The organism is Paenibacillus oceani (assembly GCF_014705615.1).
GTDB lineage: Bacteria > Bacillota > Bacilli > Paenibacillales > NBRC-103111 > Paenibacillus_AB > Paenibacillus_AB oceani.
In genome coordinates this window covers 12,275-33,137 of the sequence record NZ_JACXJA010000039.1, presented here as the reverse complement: position 1 = coordinate 33,137, position 20,863 = coordinate 12,275, and the positions used below count along the sequence as shown (strand labels likewise).

At 57.1% G+C, this 20,863-nt stretch carries 14 protein-coding genes and 1 pseudogene; 8 read left to right on the top strand and 7 right to left on the bottom strand.

Going from position 1 to position 20,863, the window contains the following annotated elements; all coding sequences use genetic code 11:
• Nucleotides 1-458 precede the first annotated feature (458 nt).
• The 4 genes from IDH45_RS25000 to IDH45_RS24985 form a co-directional block, all read right to left on the bottom strand.
• On the bottom strand, nt 459-1,610 hold the full coding sequence (locus IDH45_RS25000) for a Ger(x)C family spore germination protein (RefSeq protein WP_190930872.1): 1,152 nt from the start codon (nt 1,608-1,610) through the stop codon (nt 459-461).
• Entirely contained in the window at nt 1,607-2,830 is a 1,224-nt protein-coding gene (locus tag IDH45_RS24995; RefSeq protein ID WP_190930871.1) for a GerAB/ArcD/ProY family transporter, read from the bottom strand. The genes IDH45_RS25000 and IDH45_RS24995 overlap by 4 nt, the downstream gene beginning before the upstream one ends.
• Nucleotides 2,760-4,445, bottom strand: coding sequence for a spore germination protein (locus tag IDH45_RS24990; RefSeq protein ID WP_190930870.1), 1,686 nt, complete (start codon nt 4,443-4,445; stop codon nt 2,760-2,762). The genes IDH45_RS24995 and IDH45_RS24990 overlap by 71 nt, the downstream gene beginning before the upstream one ends.
• 342 nt (nt 4,446-4,787) lie before the next feature.
• Nucleotides 4,788-5,204: a MerR family transcriptional regulator gene (locus IDH45_RS24985; RefSeq protein WP_190930869.1), complete on the bottom strand. Its 417-nt coding sequence runs from the start codon at nt 5,202-5,204 to the stop codon at nt 4,788-4,790.
• Nucleotides 5,205-5,913: 709 nt separating this feature from the next.
• Between IDH45_RS24985 and IDH45_RS24980 the strand changes: the two genes are divergently transcribed.
• The gene (locus IDH45_RS24980) at nt 5,914-7,992 is read left to right on the top strand and encodes an endonuclease MutS2 (RefSeq protein ID WP_190930868.1); all 2,079 of its coding nucleotides are present in this window, start codon (nt 5,914-5,916) and stop codon (nt 7,990-7,992) included.
• 562 nt (nt 7,993-8,554) lie between these two features.
• Here IDH45_RS24980 and IDH45_RS24975 read toward each other — a convergent pair.
• Both IDH45_RS24975 and IDH45_RS24970 read right to left on the bottom strand, forming a co-directional pair.
• Nucleotides 8,555-9,751 (bottom strand): hypothetical protein, encoded by a 1,197-nt coding sequence (locus tag IDH45_RS24975; RefSeq protein ID WP_190930867.1) that lies wholly within the window; start codon nt 9,749-9,751, stop codon nt 8,555-8,557.
• Nucleotides 9,738-10,322 (bottom strand): RNA polymerase sigma factor, encoded by a 585-nt coding sequence (locus tag IDH45_RS24970; RefSeq protein WP_190930866.1) that lies wholly within the window; start codon nt 10,320-10,322, stop codon nt 9,738-9,740. Before IDH45_RS24970 ends, IDH45_RS24975 begins: the two co-directional genes overlap by 14 nt.
• An 860-nt stretch (nt 10,323-11,182) precedes the next feature.
• Between IDH45_RS24970 and IDH45_RS24965 the strand changes: the two genes are divergently transcribed.
• A complete protein-coding gene (locus IDH45_RS24965) occupies nt 11,183-12,292 on the top strand; it encodes a bifunctional 3-deoxy-7-phosphoheptulonate synthase/chorismate mutase (protein WP_190930865.1) in 1,110 nt (369 codons plus the stop codon).
• Between the two features lie 98 nt (nt 12,293-12,390).
• A complete protein-coding gene (locus IDH45_RS24960) occupies nt 12,391-13,197 on the top strand; it encodes a formate/nitrite transporter family protein (protein WP_190930864.1) in 807 nt (268 codons plus the stop codon).
• Nucleotides 13,198-13,230: 33 nt separating this feature from the next.
• Here the strand turns inward: IDH45_RS24960 and IDH45_RS24955 are convergent, their stop codons facing one another.
• Nucleotides 13,231-14,391, bottom strand: a complete 1,161-nt coding sequence (locus IDH45_RS24955; protein ID WP_190930863.1) for an ROK family transcriptional regulator — start codon at nt 14,389-14,391, stop codon at nt 13,231-13,233.
• A gap of 227 nt (nt 14,392-14,618) precedes the next feature.
• Between IDH45_RS24955 and xylA the strand changes: the two genes are divergently transcribed.
• The 5 genes and pseudogenes from xylA (at nt 14,619) to IDH45_RS24930 (ending at nt 20,643) form a co-directional block, all read left to right on the top strand.
• Complete coding sequence (gene xylA / locus IDH45_RS24950; protein ID WP_190930862.1) at nt 14,619-15,935, top strand: xylose isomerase; 1,317 nt, start codon at nt 14,619-14,621, stop codon at nt 15,933-15,935.
• A pseudogene (gene xylB, locus IDH45_RS24945) lies at nt 15,908-17,473 on the top strand (xylulokinase); the annotation flags it as partial. The gene xylA and the pseudogene xylB, both read left to right, overlap by 28 nt.
• A gap of 46 nt (nt 17,474-17,519) precedes the next feature.
• Nucleotides 17,520-18,680 (top strand): Gfo/Idh/MocA family protein, encoded by a 1,161-nt coding sequence (locus IDH45_RS24940; protein ID WP_190930860.1) that lies wholly within the window; start codon nt 17,520-17,522, stop codon nt 18,678-18,680.
• 17 nt (nt 18,681-18,697) lie between these two features.
• Nucleotides 18,698-19,453 carry a ThuA domain-containing protein gene (locus tag IDH45_RS24935; protein WP_190930859.1) on the top strand — a complete coding sequence of 252 codons (756 nt, stop codon included), beginning with the start codon at nt 18,698-18,700 and terminating at the stop codon, nt 19,451-19,453.
• A gap of 89 nt (nt 19,454-19,542) precedes the next feature.
• Nucleotides 19,543-20,643 (top strand): Gfo/Idh/MocA family protein, encoded by a 1,101-nt coding sequence (locus IDH45_RS24930; protein WP_190930858.1) that lies wholly within the window; start codon nt 19,543-19,545, stop codon nt 20,641-20,643.
• Nucleotides 20,644-20,863: the final 220 nt, after the last annotated feature.

Genomic DNA, 20,863 nt, shown 5'->3' with positions numbered 1-20,863 from the left:
AGGCCACCCGCCGCCACCGCCAGGCCACGCGCCACCGCCGCCAGGCCATCCGCCACCGCTGCCAGGCCACGCGCCACCGCCGCCAGGCCATCCGCCACCGCTGCCAGGCCACGCGCCACCGCCGCCAGGCCACCCGCCGCCACCGCCAGGCCACGCGCCACCGCCGCCACCCGGCCACATACCGCCGCCTTGCGTACCTCCGGGTCCCCACGGACCAGAAGGAGGGAATCCGAGAGAACGCTCATCATCGTCAGGAACTTGCACGTATTGTGCCGGTATATACACCCACATGATTGTACCGACTTCCTTTCACACTGGATAAATGCACATTTCCAATGTATGTAAGCGGAAGCCTATTGACACTTTTGTGGCTCATCCGGACAAGCCCAATTCCGCAGCTCCTCCCCGGGGACGGGCGAGAGTGCTGAATCAGACAGAGCCCCGGAAGGGGGCAGCCATTACCGCATCCCCATTCCGCTGTTGCGCAGTTTTACGTCGTAGAACACTTTGATGTCCGCTTCGGGGAACTGTCTGTTCCAATCCATACTTTTCCATTTTGCATTGTGATACGCTTTAATGTGGCTGCCGATGCCGAACGCGTCGGTGCGAAACTGATGCTGTAATTTGTGAACGAGATCAGCTGTATATTTCTCCAAATAAGCGGTGGCGTCCTGCTCCAGCTGTTTTATCGTTTGCGGGTTGAACAAGTCGGTTTCAAACGTTTTCTCCAGCAAATTGCTCTCGATAGAGACATAGATCCGTACGATGACTTGATCGCCCTTAAACGTAATCTTTTTTTTGCTCTCGACAAATTCGGTATTAATCGTCGCGAGCTGCTTCGGATTTCCTTCGAAAGGAAAAATGATGTTGCCTCCGTCACTTTTCTCCCGGATTCGCATCAGCCGCCACGTTTCCCGTTCACTCAGTCTGCCGACCATCCGGTCGTCATGGAAAATAGCGACGCCGCTCCATTTGATGTCTTTGCCGTTTACCTCGACATAGTTCAAATAAGGTTCCCTCGACACCGAAGAGAGATCGACGAAAAACGTGCCCAAGTTCACTTCCGGAATGCGTCCGCTGCGCGTCCCGTTTTCGATCATCGTCATAATGAATACGGTCGGAATCTGCTCGAGCGTGGGAGTGGCGGTCAGCAGATTTCGGCCTTCTCCTTTGACGACGATCGGCCACAGAAGCCGGCGTATTTGTGGGTCGCGCCGGAACGGGTCGAGAATCGAGACAAGTCCCGACTTGGCCACTTCTTCGCCGATCGCGATGACACGGGTATGTCCATAAAACAGCTGCTGGTTTAACCGTTTTTGCAAATTTTCAAAGGCATCGACGACAGTCCTTCCCATAGCGGACATCACTTCAACCGAATTGGTGCCGTCCCCGCCTCCGCTGCCCGTGCCGGAACCGGCGATCCGGATCGGGATGGGGATTTGGACGGTCAGTAAAATCATATCCGGACGGTCCTTCGGCTTATCGATCGCAATGGCGACGACGGAGGTACGTTCCTCGATTTCACGGCGATCCCAGCAGCCGGATAACAGCAAGGCCGTGATCAGCATAACGGACAGCAGTGTCATCATGCATAAGCGAGTGCGGTTCACGTGGTCGATGCCTCCTTTTGATCCGATAGGGCTTGGCCGGACTGAGTTTGTCCTTCCCGCTTGCGTCCCCCTTTGGCGAAGGACAGGAACAGCAGCAGTACGGGCACGCAATAGGCGATAATCATCCCCCCGTTGCTAATAAACCGCGAATATTGGAGCAGCATTTCCCCGTTCTGCGGAACCAGGGAAAACCAATAGTAAGCGGGAAGCAAGAACAAAGCGATCCAACGGTGGCTTTTCAGCTTAAATGTACGCCGGGCGATGGCCGCAGTCGCATAGTACATGTTGCCTACCGTCGTGAAAACGGCCGCCACCCATACGCCGAGAAACGCAGATTCCAGCCGTTCCAGGATGAAGCCGGGAACCTCGCTTGTTTTGACCAGCTCCAGAGTCGGCCAGGCCAGAAGACGGATTTCCTCCACCCCGAATACGGAAATACTGGAGATGACAATCAGCACATAAATCAAGCCGGGTATGGCGACACCGACCATCCCGCCGGTCATCCGCTTGCTGCCTTGTTTCGTATCGGCGAAAAAGATCGTCATGATCTCGAAGCCGAGATACGAGCTTGCCGTATAGAAAATCCCTTTCATCAAGCCTGCCCAGTTTCCGTCGAACACTGGCAGGAGGTTATCGATTCTCGCGCTTTGAAAAGAAGATAAAGCGATGACGAGCACCGGGATGACGATGATCGGCAATAAGATTTCGTTGACGCGGGCGACCACTCCCTCGTCATACATGACGTAAATAAACGACGTGATCAGCATCGTTGCGATGACCACTTCCAAAGGCGTCCGGGTCAACACGGTGGTGACGACGACATCCCCAAACGTGCGGGCGACCAATGCCGTCGAGGTGGCCCAAAACAAAAAAAAGGCGAGGAACAGCGGGAAGCCTACAATCCGGCCGATCAGCGGATAGCGACGGGGACCGAGCAGGCGGGACGCATACTCAACGATCGTCTGACCCGGGTGGCGGTTGGAAAGCTTGATAATGACAGCCAGTGCCAGCATCGTCCCGCCGATCGCCACGATCCATCCGCTTTCTCCCGCCGACTCCGCCGTTTTCCGGGTCAGTGTCAACACTCCTACGCCGATCAGACCGCTGGCAATCATGGCGCTCGATTGCCGGATCGTGATCAGATAAGGTTTATCGGGCTTGTTCCGGTCCTCCGTTGTCCGAGTACCGCTGCCCGTGCTGCTGCCGGTTGTCCGAACCATGCTGCCCGCCTCCCGCCTCTCTGGCATTGCGCGAAGCGCGCCGTTTGTCCTTCGGTTTGAAAATAGTAGGTCTCATCGTCATCCACTGGAACGGCGCCCGCAGGAAGGTGTCTTTCAAATCTCCGAACCGGCTGGGAGTCAGAGGAGCCAAATACGGGACGCCAAACGATTTCAGCGAGCACAGGTGAATGATGATTAAGATGAGCAGCAGCATAATGCCGTACAGCCCGAAAAACGCCGCTGCGACCATCATCGGAAACCGGAGCATCCGTAGTGCAATCGCCGCGCTGTAGCTCGGTGCCGCGAACGATCCGATCGTCGTCAGCGCAACGATGATGACCATGATCGGACTGACGATACCGGCTTGAACCGCCGCTTGTCCGACAACCAGCGCTCCGACGATTCCGATGGTCGGACCGATCGGCCCGGGGAGCCGGACGCTCGCTTCCCGCAATATTTCCATCGTAACCTCCATCAGGAACGCTTCTACGATCGATGGGAAAGGAACGGTCGATCGTCCCGCCGCCATCGCGATAACGAGCCGGGAAGGGATCATCTCCGGATGGAACGAGCTGAAGGCGATGTAGAGCGAGGGCAGCAGCAGCGCCATCGCCATGCTGACTACGCGGATCAGCCGGATTAACGTGCCGATCAGAAACCGTTCGTAATAATCTTCCGGACTGTGATAAAACTGTGCGAATACGGCCGGGGCGATCAGGACGAAAGGGGTCCCGTCACAAATAACGATCACTTTGCCCTCAAGCAGGTTGGCCGTCGCTTTGTCCGGTCTTTCCGTGTTCTGAATGAGCGGGAAGGGAGTCCAGTGGCTGTCCTCGATCACCTGCTCCAAATATCCGCTTTCCAGGGCGGCGTCGATGTCGATGGCTCGAATCCGGGTCACCACTTCTTCCACGATTTGCGGGTTCGTAAGTCCTTCCACATGGACGACTGCTACATCGGTGTTCGACCGCCGGCCGACCGTGATGTACTGGATGCGGAGATTCGGATCTCTTAATCTTCGGCGGATCAGGGCCGTATTGATGCATAACGTTTCCGTGAATCCGTCCCTTGGCCCCCGTACGACCGATTCGGTACGAGGCTCGTCGATCCCGCGCCTTTCCCAGCCTTTGGAGTTAAGCAGAATCGCCGTGTCCGAGCCTTCCAGCAGCAGAACCGAATCGCCGGACAGGATCGTGCGGATTACTCTGTTCAGCCGGTCCGTATGATGCAGTTCGCCAATGGGGATTCCGGTTTTGTCCAGCCAGTCGGTGGATGACGAAAGCGCGCTTTCCGAATCGGGCAGGCTGCCTGCAGCCATAAGCGGCTGTATAATATTCTCGTTAATGGTTTCCGTGTTGGTCAGTCCGTCGAAAAAAATGACGGCGGCTTGCAGCTTCCCTTTGGCCACCAGAAAACGGCGTATGACTAAATCGCTGCTGTTGCCAAAAATCGAACGTACCGCCTCCACGTTCGTGTCCAGATCACCGGTCAGGGGAAGATGTTCGTAGGCGGATACGCTTTTCTCGTAACGGCTGTCCAATTCGGCCTGAAATCGTTTGGCCCGGCGCTTTAATAGGTCCGACAATGCAATCGGCTGTCGAAACTTGTAGCTCATCCTGCGGTCACCTCGTTTCATTAGGTTTCCCATTGCAGGAAAAATATACGACGAATAAAGGCTGTCGATTCAATGTGGACAACCAGGTGGAAAGGGAAAAGATGACCTTCTGGCGAGTTTGTCTGGAATCCCCTACCGTACAATCCTTATTCAATCAAGGGATTCCGGACAACCTGTTTGAGCAGAAGAAGGTAACTTTTCACTTGGAAAGCCCTGCTATCACTTCTACTCAATGAATCGACAGCCTCGAATAAAGCTTTAGCTCTTGAACGTTCCGCAAAATCGTACAAAAAAACCTTCAACCCCGCGATCGAAGGGGCTGAAGGTTCGATTATATGCGCTTCACCCGCCGGACGGAGCGCGGCCGGCTTCCGGTGGCGGCTGGATTACGTCGTAGTCCGCATCCTGCTCCCGCTCGTCTAGCATCGCCCGGACCCGTTCCTCCAGATTGGATTTGATCCGCGAAAGCAACTGGATCTGCTGGTCTAGCTCGGCGATTTTCGTTTCGTATACGGGCAGAACGTCCCGGCAGAACGCTTCTTTATTTTGCATCACACAGTGCAAAAAGCCGGCGATTTGTTCGGTCGTGAAGCCGAGGCTGATATAAAACCGGATCGTCTCGACCTGTTCGACAGCGAAAGGGCTGTATTCCCGGTATCCGTTGTCCGAACGTACCGGGCTTATCAGCTTTTGCTGCTCATAATAGCGCAGCGAGCGAAGGCTGGCGCCGGTTATACTGGCTAGTTCTCCGATTCTCATCGATGCACCCTCCCCCCTGCTTACTCCGATCTGAATAACGGTTTCAAGATCAGTATAAACCTTGACACAGATGTCAAGGTCAATAGTTTCTGTCGAATTCCATTGTACCCGATTCCGGAAAGTCGGGCGAGGGCGGGAAGTCCGAACCAACTCCGGGCTTGACGCCGGGCCGGGAGATTTATATAATTGTAGTATCTTTGTACTGGGAGAGATTTTGATGTCGGTGAACGTTCTTAACTAATTTAATTCCATAAGAGGCGTTGAAGCGCGAGGAGAATGGCCTGTCCAAAACAGGACGTTTATTTCCTATGCCTGCCAGCGAGCCTCGGAATGTAGTTAAGAACAGCGGATATCATCATTGCCCTAGATACCTTTATCTACGCGCCGATCCGTGCTGTCTTTGAGCACGGTTTTTTTATTGTATTTGGCAAACGCGGATAAGGACGAGGAAGGCAAGAATGACTATGCTCATTCTTGGCCTTCCTTTTTTTGTTTAAGTGCGAGTTCAAAAGTCCGGTTTTCAGCACCGAGAAGATGGGATGAAGCTAGGAAATGAGGAGCGGAGCGTAGTGGCGGCTACGTGAGCACCGGAAGTTCCGGCTGAATCCATATTCGATGTCGAGCAGGCTTCCTGAGCTGCTTCGTGATCAAGAGCGGGCTTGTTTGAACTACCTCTTTAAGAAGCAAAAGAAGATGAGGAGCGATCAATGTGAATCAGTATGCACTGCACAGATTGGAATACGATAAAGTCGTCAATCGAGTGGCGGACTATGCCGTCTCGTACTTGGGGAAACGGCATGTGGAGGGGATGCGCCCGATGACGGAACTCCGGACGGTACGAACGGCGCTGGACGAGACGGCGGAGGCGCTGGCCATCCTGAATAACGGCGCAAGCGTGCCGATCCCCTCGCTAAGCGGAATCGAAACGGTGCTGCAGCTGTCGGGTACGGGATATGTGTTTAACGAACAGGACTTTGCGAACATTCGGCTGTTCTTGCAAGGCTGCGGCCAGCTCCAGACGTATATGGCCGCCAAAGCGTCCGTCGCTCCGCGCATCGCCGGGTATGCGGGCTCGATGCACGAGCTGTCCGGGCTGAAGCGGGAGATCGACCGCTGTATCCGCAACGGGCAAGTAGACGACGGGGCAAGCCGGGATTTGCTGAAAACTCGTCGGAAAATCGCCGCCGTGGCGGAAAAAATCAAAGCACGGATGGATGCGCTGATGAGCAGGCACCGCTCGATTATGCAGGAACAGTTGTTCAGCGTCCGTTCGGGCAGGTACGTGCTGCCGATTAAGAAGGAGCACCGGAAGCTTGTAGCCGGTTCCGTGCTGGATGAGTCGTCCAGCGGTCAAACCGTGTATATCGAACCTCAGGAGATCGCCCATCTGCAGCATGAGCTTGCAAGTTTGCGCGCCGAGGAGGCGAGGGAGGAGGAGAAGGTGCTCGCTGATCTGACCGGACTGGTGGAAGAAGCCGATTATGAGCTGAAGCTGAATGTAGAGGCGATCGGCACGTATGATTTCCTGTTTGCCAAAGCAAAGTTTGCGCTTGCCGTCAACGGCAGAAACGTCGGGCTGAACGACCGCGGCCTCATCCGTCTGCACAGCGCGGTTCATCCGCTGCTCGGGGGCGGCACGGTCCCGCTCGATTTTACGATCGGAAGATCGTATTCGTCGCTTGTGATTACCGGCCCAAATACCGGAGGCAAAACGATCGCTCTGAAAACGGTCGGTCTGCTCACCCTGATGGCCCAATCCGGTCTGCTCGTACCGGCGGGCGAAGGGAGCGAGCTTGCCGTATTCCGCCACGTGGCGGCGGATATCGGGGACGGCCAGAGCATCGAGCAGTCGCTCAGCACGTTTTCGGCGCATATCCGGAATATGGTCGGCATTTTGGATATAGCGGACGGCTCGACGCTCGTCTTGCTCGACGAGCTGGCTTCTGGAACCGACCCCGGGGAAGGAGTCGGGCTGTCGATCGCCATCCTGGAGGCGCTGCACGAAAGGGGCGCTACGGTCGTCGCTACGACGCATTTCAACGAAATCAAACATTTTGCTTCACAAACTCCGGGATTCCAGAACGCCCGGATGGAATTCGACGCCGAGACGCTGCAGCCGCTGTACCGTCTGCGTATCGGAGAGGCGGGGCAGAGCTATGCATTTCTGATCGCCAAAAAGCTGGGAATACCGGCGGGCATTATCTCGCGCTCGGAGCAATTAACGTCCGCACGAGGGAGTGGAGCGGACTTTACCGATGGGGCGCGACTGGCGAAGCCGGGGACCGGAGCAAAGCAGGAGTATCCGCGCCTTACGGAGCTGGAGCAGAAACGGGAGCTTGACCCGGAACCGGTGCGCGTTCGGCTGGAGGAGCTTCAGGAAGAGCCGCAGGAACAGCGGCAGGACAATCGGCCCGTGAAGCAAGGCCGACAGGAAAGGACAGGAGCGGGACTGACTTCAGGCGATTCAGGACGGAATGAAGCAGGGGCTGTCCCCGCTCCGAAGCTGGAGATCGGAGACTGCGTGTTCATCGCTTATCTGGGCAAAACCGGAATCGTCTGCGAAGCGGAGGATGCGAGAGGGAACGTAGGCGTTATGATCCAGAAGCAGCGGTTTAGAATAAACCGGAAACGACTCGCCTTGCATATCGCCAAAAGCGAGCTGTACCCTGACGATTACGATATGGACATCGTATTCGAATCGAAGGAAGACCGGAAAAAGCGTAAGCTGATGAGCCGCAAACATGCGGAAGGGGTAATGATCGTAAAAAAGCCGGAGACGGACGGGTGAGTTGGCGCCAGTAACCGGATAAACGGGCGGCAGCCGGCGCCTGAACCGTTGTTCAAGCGGGCATTGGTTGCACCGCGAACCTGAGCTTTCCCGCGCTCAGGAGAGAACAAAGAAAAGGCTCAAGCCTTCCCGATTGCCGGGCAGCTTGAGCCTTTTTTTAATATTTGAATGTTCTTCACCGTGATAAAGCGGGTAAAAGACGCCCTTACTTGTCGAGTCAGCCGGTGCCGCAAGCTGCTTATCATGGCCGTTCGGCTCTCCGCCCTGCTACTAGCTGGGGGAAGGAGTCGAATAGGAGTGGTTTGCAGCTTTTATGTTGTCCGAAAAGCGGCTTGGGCGCGGAATACGAGCGGTTTGAAGCTGCTAATTTCCGCGAAAAGGCGCAATCTCCTTCAGGTAGTGGAAATAAGGGGTACAAATCGCCTCTATTGATCTCTGGTAGCCCAATATGCCGAAAATAAAGGGTGCCAGAGACCCTTATCTAGTTAGGCAGCCCCTATGCAAGTTGTCTCATCATTCATCGTGGCTAAGGCTCCGTTTAGCCGTTAAGAAGCTTTTCTTATTAACGCAGCAGCTGCGAAGTTTTGACCGCCCATTCCTCCACATAGTGATCGGTTGCCCACTGCGCCATAACGACGGTTTCCTTTGGCTTCAGCTTGATCGTAAGCGCAGGCTCCCCGGACAGCTGATCCGGACTGCCGAATACGAGCAGCAGCCCGTCGGACGATACGACAGTCATATCTTTGGCCGGCGAAGAGAACGAGTCGGATGCGCCGGGAAACCGGGTGCCGAGCTCGCTCCAGGCGCAGCACGGCTCGTCGTGATTGACGACCGTTTTGGGGAGCTGCGCGTTAATTTGCCGGTACGTTTCGAGCAGGGCGGGTTTGGCGGAGGTCGCCTCGGCCGCCTTCTCGGCGGTCATCGGAACCCAGCGGCCCTGGCTGCGGGCTACGAACCATTCGTGCGTCGTATAATCGGGCGCCGTCGTATTCACTTGCAGCACCTCGCTCAGCGAGACCGGCTCGCGTTTGCCCGCCAAGCTTGGGATCGTCGTGGTCCACATTTTGCTACTGGGGCTGGAAACGTTTCCGGCGATCGTTTCGTTCGTCTCGCCGATCGAGACGTACTCGTTGCCGGCGAACAAAATCCGTTCGGCATGTACGACCTTTTCGTTCGGATTGTCCCGGAACAGTGTCGGAGCGATGCTCCGCGGTTCCGCTGCCCGCTGGGAAGCCGGACGCGCCGCAAAAAACTCCAAGCGGTCCGTCACGGTCTCGTAACGGAGCTGATCGATTTTCCAGAAATCGCGCTTATAAGGTACCAATATGCCGCTGCCTTGAGCGACTACAGCCGGACGGTCGTTTTTGGGTGCGATATACAACGTCCGGTAAGTCACGTCCCGGTCGTCGTTGCGCAGGCCGATCAGCAGCCCGGACTTGAACGATTCCTGCAAATCGTAGCCGGCGCTGAACATAGACAGCTCTTGCTGCTGCGGCTGCTGGATTTCGACTGTATTCGGTATTGCGATTTCCGCCGTTTTGTCGCTGTACAGAACGACAGAGGTGAAGACGGCGAGCATAACGATAATCGAGCATACGTAACCGGCCATCGCAAACCACGACCTGGAACTTTTTTCTTTCTCGTCCACGCGCTCTTCGATCCTCTTGCGAAGCTGGTCTGTAAATCCTTTGCGGGGCAAAGGGCCGGATGACAGCTCTCGTTCTAGTTCGGCTTCCATATCGGCGTCAATCTGTTTCATGTATTCCGCGCTCCTTCGCCTTCAAAATGTTAAGCCGCGCATGGTGCAGCCTCGATTTGACCGTTCCGACGCTGATTCCAAGCACGTCGGCGATCTCTTTCATCGATAATTGATGGTGGGCGAATAAAATGAGTACTTCTCTATATTTAGGCGGCAACTGCAACACTTGGGCCCAAATGCCGTTAACCGACATATTTTCCATCGCTTCATTCTCCGCCGAACGGTGAGAGCCGTGGGGGGAGATGACGTCCATTAACGTCACCCTGCGCCAAAACGCGGATCGTTTATAATCAAGCGCTGTATTGCGCGTTATCGTAAGCAACCATGTTTTTACGGACGATTCCCCGCGAAACGAGGTCAGTCTCCGGTATACTTTCAAGAAGACGTCCTGTGTAATATCGTCGGCCAAATCGGTTTTGCGGCATATGCTGAATGCATAATTCCATACATCGTCGCCGTAGGCGGTCATCAATTCGCGCAAGATCGCCTTCTGATCAGTCGTCTCGGCTATGTATCTCAAATAATCGAAATTTTCGCTGGCGCCGGTTTCCACTTGCTTCACCTCTTTCATTAGACGGTGCCTCCCCTTGACCGGTTCAAAATCCGGCCCTTGCCAAATTTATGCACTTTCCTAAGTATAACAGGGAGACGCGCGAGCCGCATCGGAAAATGTTGGGGCGGCCCGAATTTTCCCGAAATAGCGCGTTTTTCGAGGCTGTCGATTCATTGTATAGAAGTGATAGCAGGCCGTTCCAAGTGAAAAGTTACCTTCTTCTGCTCAGACAGGTTGTCCTGAACCCCTTGATTGAATAAGGATTGTAAGGTAAGGGATTCCAGACAAAACTCGCCAGAAGGTAATCTTTTCTCTTTCCACTTGATTGTCCACATTGAATCGACAGCCTCATTTCTATGATTAGACAGAACGTATAGCGGAAGGTGGCGCTAAGTCCCGGAATTCGGCAGTGCCATGGACGCCGGCAGGCGTTTACCTTTGTGCTGCGTTAAAGCTTCCCAGCAGTCTATTGCGTAAATCGTCTGAATCTTCTATAATCTGGTTTAACATTCCAAGACGATGACGGAGACAAGTAAGCCGATCACGGTTCTTACCAGGGACGGAGCGCCGATAGACTGAGAGCGCCCGAATGGACCGGACGGCCGAAATTCACTCCCGAGTCGGGCCTTGAACGAGGAAACTGCACTTGATTCCGATCGAGCGGTTGCCTCAGTAGAGATGCCCCGGACGCACGCCGTTAACGTGCATCGAGTGAGAACTACGCATGGCTACGCCGGCAGCCGTCGTTTTTTCTAATAAGGGTGGTACCGCGGTTCCCCGTCCCTTTTGGACGTGGGGCTTTTTTGCGTTCACAGAAACAAACGGGCTCCGAACAGTGCCCGTTCACCAAAATAAAATAGATGTAGGAGAGAACCCCGATGAAAACTACGGAACTACATGAACTTAGAGGCCGCTTGGACGGCATTAACGAGCAACTGCTGGAGCTGCTGAACGAAAGAGCGCGGATCGGCGTGTTAATCGGCGAAATCAAACAAAGTCTAGATGTGCCTGTTCACGACGCGCAGCGGGAGAAGCAGATGCTCGACCGGCTTGCGGCAAGCAACGAAGGGCCGTTCGACGATCAGACGATCCGTCATTTGTTCAAAGAAATATTCAAAGCTACGCTTCAACTGCAGCAGCCCGAGCGCAAGAAGCAGCCGCTGCTTGTAAGCCGCAGGAAGGAGCAGGCGGATACGGTGATCCGGCTCCGGGGTACGGCGATCGGAGGTGCCGATTCGGTGCTCGTCGCAGGACCTTGCTCGGTGGAAAGCCGGGAACAGGTGATGGAGGTCGCCGCCAGCCTGAAGCGCGCGGGGGTGCCGGTTATGCGGGGCGGGGCGTTCAAGCCACGTACGTCGCCTTACGATTTTCAGGGGCTCGGTTTCGAAGGGCTGCGCCTGCTGAAGGAAGCGGCCGACGAGTACGGTCTGCTGACGATCAGCGAGATTGTCGATCCGAGACATCTGGAGGAAGCGGCCGCGTACATCGATATTGTGCAGATCGGGGCACGCAACATGCATAATTTCGAGCTGCTGAAAGCGGCGGGCGAATTGCGTAAGCCGGTGCTGCTGAAGCGGGGGCTCGCCGCGACGTTGGACGAATTTCTGCATGCGGCCGAATATATCGTATCCAGAGGGAATACGCAGGTCATGCTGATTGAACGGGGAATTCGCACCTACGAGAAATGGACCCGCAACACGCTCGATATTTCGGCCGTGCCGATTCTGAAGAAAGAAAGCCATCTGCCCGTACTCGTCGATGTGAGCCATTCGACCGGCCGCAAAGATATTATGATCCCGTGCGCTAAGGCGGCGCTCGCAGCTGGAGCGGACGGCATCATGGCGGAGGTGCATCCGAATCCGCCCGCGGCGTTGTCCGATGCGGACCAGCAGCTCGATATCGAGGAATTCGAGGAATTCGTCCGCGAGGTGAAGGCGTCGGGCTTGTACCGGGAAGCCGCCGGCGCGGGTCTCAAGCTCGGGTTGTAATCGTACTGTGAAATAAGTCACATCCGAACTGTCCGGACGGCTGTTATTCTGTATATAGTGAATAACTGCCAAGTAAGGCACCGGAAGGTCGGATGCGTATGCCTTATCACAAGCCACCCCACATTGCGGCGATCGCCGTGGAGTCGGGCGTTTATAAGACGTCGCTCGGCTGGGCCCGCTCATCCGCGTTAGGCGTGATGGCCGGAGCTTTTATCGCACTAGGTTTTTTGCTCCATATCCGCATCGCGGCGGTATTCCCGGACGCATGGTCCGGCGTCGGCGCCCTGGCGGGGGCTGCGGTGTTTCCGCTCGGTCTCATTCTGACTTTGCTGGCGGGCGGCGAACTGCTCACCGGGAATATGATGGCCGTTCCCGTCGCCAGACTGGCCGGGAAAATCTCGACACGGCAGTTGCTCGTGAATTGGGCGTGCGTCACGGCCGGCAATTTTCTCGGCGCGATGCTGGTCGCATACTTATTCGGCCATGTGGCGGGTCTGACCGCGGCCGAACCTTATATGAGCCAGACGGCGGCGATCGCGCTGCATAAGCTGGAGGATACGTTCCTGCAGGCGTTCGTCTCCGGCATCGGCTGCAACTGGCTAGTCGCGTTGGCGGTATGGCTCGCGTACGGAGCAGACGATATCGCCGGCAAAATCGCCGGCATCTGGTTCCCTACGATGGCGTTCGTGGCGATCGGTTTTCAGCACGTGGTTGCGAATATGTTCGTCATCCCGGCCGCCATCTTTGAAGGATACGCGAACTGGGGCGACTACGTCCGCAATTTCATTCCGGTATATCTCGGAAACGCGGTCGGCGGCTCGTTGTTCGTAGGGACAGTGTACTGGTTCGTCTACTTGCGGAAGCCGGGCTCCCGGTCCGCTGCGCCGGGCCGACGTTCCGCGTAAGCCCTCGGAGCTGACGGGCATGACGGAAATGAGCTACAAGGATATCCGGTCCTTGGAGAAAAAGGCGGATATCGCATCATATGCGCTGCCCAGCACGGTAGAATGCGTATCTAATGAAGCGAAGCGGATCTGCGCCTGCTTCCGGTGGAACGGCAGCGAGCGGGACGTGACGACGCGTTCGATCGAACTGCGGATCCACGGTTCGGCGCGGGTCATCTGGTTGCCGATCAGAATCAGATCGGGATTCAGTGTATTGACGATATTGGCGATGCCGAGCCCGAGGCTCTCGCCGACCTCGTGGAACAGCCGGATCGCTTCCGTAGAACCGCTTTCCGCGAGTTCCACAAGTTTACCCAGCCGCTCGACGCCGAGCGGCTTTGCCGCTTCCAGCAGCGCCTTCTCGGAAGCGTACTGCTCCCAGCATCCTTTATTGCCGCAGCTGCATTTCCTGCCGTTCTGCTCGATCGTCGTATGACCGATCTCGCCGGCGAATCCGCCGGTTCCCGGCAAGATCCGGCCGCCGACGACGATGCCCGCTCCGATGCCGGTGCCGACGCTTAAGTAGACCAGATCGGACGCTTCTTGGCCCGCCCCGTATTGCATCTCGCCGAGCGCTCCGGCGTTCGCCTCGTTGCCGATCGTTACGGGCAGCTCGAGCTCTTCCGCGAGCAGCCGCTGCAGCTCGACCTGCCGCCACTCCAGATTTGGCGCGAACAGCACGGTTCCTTTATCGTCGACGATGCCGGCGACTCCGATCCCGACGCCGACGACGCCGTAAGGGCTGTCCGGAGCGGCATCGGCCAGCGAGCGGACGGTATTTGCAAGAACGGGCAGCACATAGCCGGCCTCGCTCCGCTCCAGCTCGACCTGGCGCTCGCTGACGATTTTTCCGTCCAGATCGGTTAGCACGGCAAGCAGATAACGGACGCCGAGATCGACGCCGATTGCGTATCCCGCCGTTTTGTTGAACAACAGCATGACCGGCTTGCGGCCGCCGCTTGAGCGACCGAGTCCGATCTCATAGACGAGCTTTTCTTCGATCAGCTCGCTCACGAGGGTCGATACAGTTCCTTTGTTGAGGCCCGTCATCTCCGACAACTGCGCCCGCGACAGCGGGCTTTCTTTTTTGATCGCTTCCAGGACGATCGTTTTATTTATTTTTTTGACTAAATGCTGATCTCCGGTTGTTTGCAATGGGCTCCCTCGTTTGTACAAGCGTTAAACTAATGAATCCAGTTTATTTTAGTTTGTCTGAAAACACAACCGGTTGGTATCCAAAAACTTTGTTTAACCGATATACAAAGTTTGGATTGTTTGCTATGATGGTTTTGAAATGATGAATGGTTTTGGTTTGTTCCGGTAATTCGGACGTTAGCCGTTTTATGTCTAATGAAAAACATCCGAGTATGGAGGGATCGGTCTTGTCTTATTTTTCCGGCATCGAGCGGATCGGGTATGAAGGCGCTTCGTCAGGCAACCCGCTCGCATTTAAACATTACAATCCCGGTGAGATCGTAGCGGGCAAGCCGATGCGCGATCATCTGCGCTTTGCGGTAGCGTACTGGCATGCGTTGACGGGCACGGGAAGCGACCCGTTCGGAGCGGGTACGGCGGAGCGTCCGTGGGACCGGTACACCGGCATGGATTTGGCGAAAGCCCGGGTGGAGGCTGCCTTCGAGCTGATCGTAAAACTGAACGTTCCTTATTTTTGCTTCCATGACCGCGATATCGCTCCGGAAGGGGATACGCTGCGGGAGACAAACGGCAATCTCGACACAATCGTCGCGATCATTCAGGAGTATATGAAGTCCACCGGAGTCAAGCTGCTGTGGAATACGGCCAATATGTTCACGAATCCGCGGTTCGTCCATGGAGCGGGAACGGCGAGCAACGCCGATGTATACGCTTACGCCGCGGCCCAGATCAAGAAAGGGCTGGAAGTCGGCAAAGCGCTCGGCGCGGAAAATTACGTGTTCTGGGGCGGACGGGAAGGCTACGAGACGCTGCTGAATACGGATATGCAGCTGGAACTGGACAATCTCGCGCGGCTGTACCGGATGGCGATCGATTATGCGTCCGAGATCGGATTCGACGCCCAGTTTCTGATCGAGCCGAAGCCGAAGGAGCCGACCAAGCACCAATATGATTTCGATGCGGCGACGACGATCTCGTTTCTCCAGCATTACGGGCTGAAGGATCATTTCAAGCTGAACCTCGAAGCGAACCATGCGACGCTCGCGGGCCATACGTTCGAGCACGAGCTGCGCGTAGCCCGGATGCACGGCATGCTCGGCTCGCTGGATGCGAATCAGGGCGATCTGCTGCTCGGCTGGGATACCGACGAGTTCCCGACCGATCTATATGCTTCGACGCTGACGATGTACGAGGTGTTGCAAAACGGCGGCATCGGCCGGGGCGGGATTAATTTCGACGCAAAAGTGCGGCGCGGCTCGTTTGAGCCGGACGATTTGTTCCACGCTCATATCGCCGGGATGGACGCGTATGCGAAAGGGCTTAAGGTGGCGGCGCGGCTGCTGGAGGACCGGGTGTTCGAGGATGCGATCGACCGGCGGTACGCTACATTTAATGAAGGCATCGGGCTCGACATTGTCTCCGGCAAAGCCACGCTGGCCAGTCTCGAGGCGTATGCGCTGCAAAACGATACGATCCGCAACCGCTCCGGCCGTCAGGAAAGGCTGAAGGCGGTTCTGAACCAATATTTGCTGGCGGAGCAGTAAATTCGGGTAGAAATGTAGTGGAGAAAGGAGTGCTGCCAGTGGGATATGTCATTGGGGTTGATCTCGGTACTAGCGCGGTTAAGGCGCTGCTGATCGACAAGGAAGGCCGCGTATGCGGGGAAGCGTCGAGAGCCTATCCGCTTATTCAGGAGAAGCCCGGCTATAACGAGCAGGACCCTGAGCTGTGGGTGGACGCAGCGGTCGGCGCCTTGCGGGAACTCGTAACTGTGTCGGACATCGATCCGGCGGGCGTGGAAGGACTGAGCTTCTCCGGGCAGATGCACGGACTTGTCTTGCTGGATGCGGGCCGGCGGGTGCTCCGTCATGCGATCTTGTGGAACGATACGCGTACGACGAAGGAATGCCGGGAGATTGAAGCCGTGCTCGGCGATCGGCTGCTCGCTGTCGCCAAAAACAAGGCGCTGGAAGGATTCACGCTGCCGAAGCTGCTCTGGGTGAAGCAGCATGAACCGGAGCTGTATGCGCAAGCTGCCCTGTTTCTGCTGCCCAAAGATTATTTGCGCTACCGGCTGACCGGACAGATCGCCGCCGAGTATTCCGACGCGGCGGGCACGCTGCTGCTCGATGTGGCGGGCAAGCGGTGGAGCTCCGAGATCGCTTCCGCCTGCGGAATTGATTTGTCGCTGTGCGCCCCGCTGGTCGAATCTCACGCGAACACCGGCACGCTGCTGCCGGACATTGCCGCCGAGACCGGCTTGCCGGATACGGTGAACGTTTATGCAGGCGGCGCGGACAACGCTTGCGGAGCGATCGGCGCAGGGATTATATCCGAAGGGGAGACGCTTTGCAGCATCGGGACATCCGGAGTCGTCCTGTCTTATGCCGGAGACGGCGGGGCGGACTATAAAGGGAAGCTGCACTTTTTCAATCACGGCAAAGCGGACAGCTTTTATGCGATGGGCGTTACGCTTGCGGCCGGCTACAGCCTGCAATGGTTCAAGGACACGTTCGCGCCGGATGTTCCGTTCGAAGAGCTGCTGAAGGGGCTGGACGAGACCGCTCCCGGAGCGGGCGGGCTGCTCTTCACGCCGTATCTCGTCGGGGAGCGGACGCCGCACGCGGATGCGCTGATTCGGGCGAGCTTCATCGGTATGGACGCCTCCCATACGCTTGCGCACTTCACGAGGGCGGTCGTCGAAGGGATCACGTTTTCCTTGAAGGAGTCGCTGGAGCTGCTTCGCGAATCGGGCCAGCGCATCGACTCGCTCGTCTCAATCGGCGGAGGGGCCAAAAACGACAGCTGGCTGCAGCTGCAGGCGGACCTGTTCGAAGCCGATATTCACAAGCTGGAAAGCGAGCAAGGGCCGGCGCTCGGAGCCGCGATGCTGGCGGCATACGGCTGCGGCTGGTTCGGTTCGCTCGCGGAATGCGCCTCGGTATTCATCAAACGGAGCAGGACGTACCGGCCGCGCCCTGCGGAGGCGGCGAAATACGCGGAGCTGTATCCGCTATATAAGCGGGTGTATGCGGATACGCGCGAACTTCAAGCGGCTTTGAGCGCGTTCCGTATGCCATAATCGGCAGGATCGGCTATATTATCCGAGGGTAAGGGGGATTTAGGCGATGGAGCAGGTTCGGATCGGCATGATCGGTTATAAGTTTATGGGGAAAGCGCACAGTCACGCGTACCGGGATCTCCCGATGTTTTTTCCGGATACGGCGAAACCCGTTATGAAGGTGATCGGCGGACGGAACGGGGAGGCGGTGCGCCGGGCGGCCGCACAGTTCGGCTGGGAGGAAGCTTCGACGGATTGGCGGGAGATCGTCCTACGCGACGATATCGACCTGATCGACATCAATGCGCCGAGCGATGCGCACAAGGAGATCGCCCTTGCGGCGGCGAAGGCCGGCAAGCATCTGTTCTGCGAGAAGCCGCTGGCGCTGTCGCTTGGGGATGCGAGAGAGATGCTGCAGGCGGCCGAGGAAGCCGGCGTCAAGCATATGGTCGGCTTTAATTACCGGTTCGCGCCTGCCGTAAGGCTGGCGAAGAAGCTGATCGAGGATGGGCGGCTCGGCCGGGTTTACCATTTCCGCGCCGTCTTTTTGCAGGACTGGATTCTCGATCCGGATTTCCCTCTCGTCTGGCGGCTGGATAAACGGGTGGCCGGTTCTGGCGCGCATGGGGATCTTGGGGCGCATCTGATCGATATGGCGCGGTATTTGGTAGGCGAGATGACCGAGGTGGTCGGCATGAGCGAGACGTTCGTCAAGGAACGTCCGATGCCGAGCGAGATGACCGGACTGAGCGCTCAAGGGAGCAAGGACGCTCCAAAAGGCGAGGTTACGGTCGACGATGCGACGTTATTCCTGGCCCGCTTCGCAAACGGCGCGCTCGGCAGCTTCGAGGCGACCCGGTTTGCCGCGGGGCACCGCTGTACGAACGGCTTCGAAATAAACGGCAGCCTCGGCAGCGTCAAGTTCGATTTTGAACGGATGAACGAGCTGCAGGTGTATTTTAAGGACGATCCCGCCGACGTGCAAGGATTCCGCCGCGTGCTCGCGACCGATCCCGCCCATGCCTATTCCGAAGCGTGGTGGCCTCCGGGACATACGATCGGCTATGAACATACGTTCATCCATGAAATGGTAGAAATGATGCAAGCGTTGCAGGAAAACCGCCAACCCGTGCCGAACTTTCATGACGGAGTATCGTGCCAGGCGGTTCTCGAAGCGGTGGAGCGGTCGATCGACGAAAAGCGCTGGATCTCGATCGCCGACATGTGAAGGAGGCGCCGGTACATATGAGCAGTAAGCAAGCATTAATCGTTTGGGGCGGCTGGCTCGGACACCAGCCAGAGGAAGTGGCCGCCATTTTCCGGACGGTGCTCGAAGAGGAAGGGTTCCGGGTGGAGCTGTCCGATACGCTGGAGACGTTCGCCGACGAAGAGAAGCTGAAGTCGCTCGATCTGATCGTGCCAGTATGGACGATGGGGCAGATCGAGAAGGAGCAGGTTGAGGGCGTATCCAAAGCGGTGCAAAGCGGCGTCGGGATCGCAGGCTGCCATGGCGGCATGTGCGACGCGTTCCGCACGAACGTCGACTGGCAGTTTATGACCGGCGGGCAGTGGGTGGCGCATCCCGGGAACGATTCCGTCGAATACACCGTGAACATCAAGAGCAGCTCCAGCCCTCTACTCGAAGGCATCGACGATTTCGGCGTCAAGACCGAGCAGTATTACATGCATGTTGATCCGGCTGTCGAAGTGCTCGCTACGACGCGTTTTCCGGTGGCGCCGGGTCCGCATTCGCTGAACAAGGCCGTCGATATCCCGGTCGTCTGGACGAAGCGATGGGGCGTCGGCCGCGTCTTTTACTGTTCGCTCGGGCACGTCGCCAGCGTCGTCGAGATCCCGCAGGTGAAGCTGATGATGCGCCGCGGCTTCGTATGGGCGGCGGAAGGCAAGCGGCGTGCGGAGGAAGCGGCGGCTTCTGCGGCGAAAGGATCGGCTGTAGAGCAGGGCGCGGCGTATACGGGAATGGGAGACAGCCAGCTGTAGTCCGGCGGTATGAGAGCGGACCGCAGCTGCGTAAATGGAATAAGCGGGGGAACCGTTCATCTCGATTGAAGGCGGAGGGGTTAAGTTCCATGGAGAAAGTTCGCGTAGGCATTATCGGGTGCGGCAATATTAGCGCCATCTATTTCAAAAACTGCAAAACGTACCGGGCCCTTGAAGTTGTGGCCTGCGCCGATCTGGACGTCAGCCGCGCCCAGGCCCGGGCCGAGGAGTTTGGCGTAGCGAAAGCCTGCTCCGTCGAAGAGCTGCTGGCCGATCCGGCGATCGATCTTGTGATCAATTTGACGATTCCGGCCGCTCATGCGGAAGTATGCTTGCGGGCGCTGAATGCCGGCAAGCATGTGTATGTTGAGAAACCGCTTGCGGTCACGCGCGAAGACGGTCGCAAAATCGTCGAGCTGGCGAAGGAGAAAGGGCTTCGGGTCGGCTGCGCGCCGGATACGTTCCTTGGGGGCGGCATCCAGACTAGCATCAAGCTGATCCGTGACGGCTGGATTGGCCAGCCGGTCGCCGCTACGGCGTTTATGCTGAGCCGCGGTCCGGAGAACTGGCATCCCGATCCGGTATTTTTCTATAAAGCCGGCGGCGGCCCGATGTTCGATATGGGACCTTATTATTTGACCGCGTTGGTGGCGGCGCTTGGTCCAATCAGCCGAATTGCAGGCATGACGAAGACGAGCTTCCCGGAACGGCGCATTACGAGCGAACCGAAATACGGCCAAATGATTCAGGTCGACACCCCGACGCATATCGCGGGGTTGCTCGAATTCGCTTCCGGCGCGATCGGCACGATCATTACGAGCTTCGACGTAATGGGCGGATCGGGTTTGCCCCGGATCGAAATCTATGGAAGCGAAGGCTCGCTGAAGGTGCCGGACCCGAACACGTTCGGCGGACCGGTGCTGTACCGCCGCAAAGGGGCGAAAGATTGGACGGAGATTCCGCTGTCACACGGCTTTGCCGAGAACAGCCGCGGCGTCGGCGTGCTCGATATCGCCAGAGCGATCGCGGAGAACCGCCCGCACCGCGCGAACGGAGATCTCGCCTACCACGTGCTGGAGGCGATGCACGGCTTCCATGACGCTTCCGATCAAGGGAAGCATTATGAGATGCACAGCTCGTGCGAATCTCCGGAGCCGATGCCGATGAACGCGGACAGTACTTGGCTGTAGGCTGTAACCGGCTGTAAGCTGGTGAAAGTTGTTGCAAGTTGTTTCAAGGCCTCGCAGCGCTGTCTGGCAGATGGTTGGGTTGTTCCGCTCGGTGCGATTTTACGGCGCCTTGCGGAGCAACCGCTCTGCGGCTGTTTCGAGTGCTATCCGGTAGGGGAGCGGGCGGCGATCAGCAATTCGGTAGTGATCCGAAAGCGATAGCAGATGGTGGGTTGTTCCG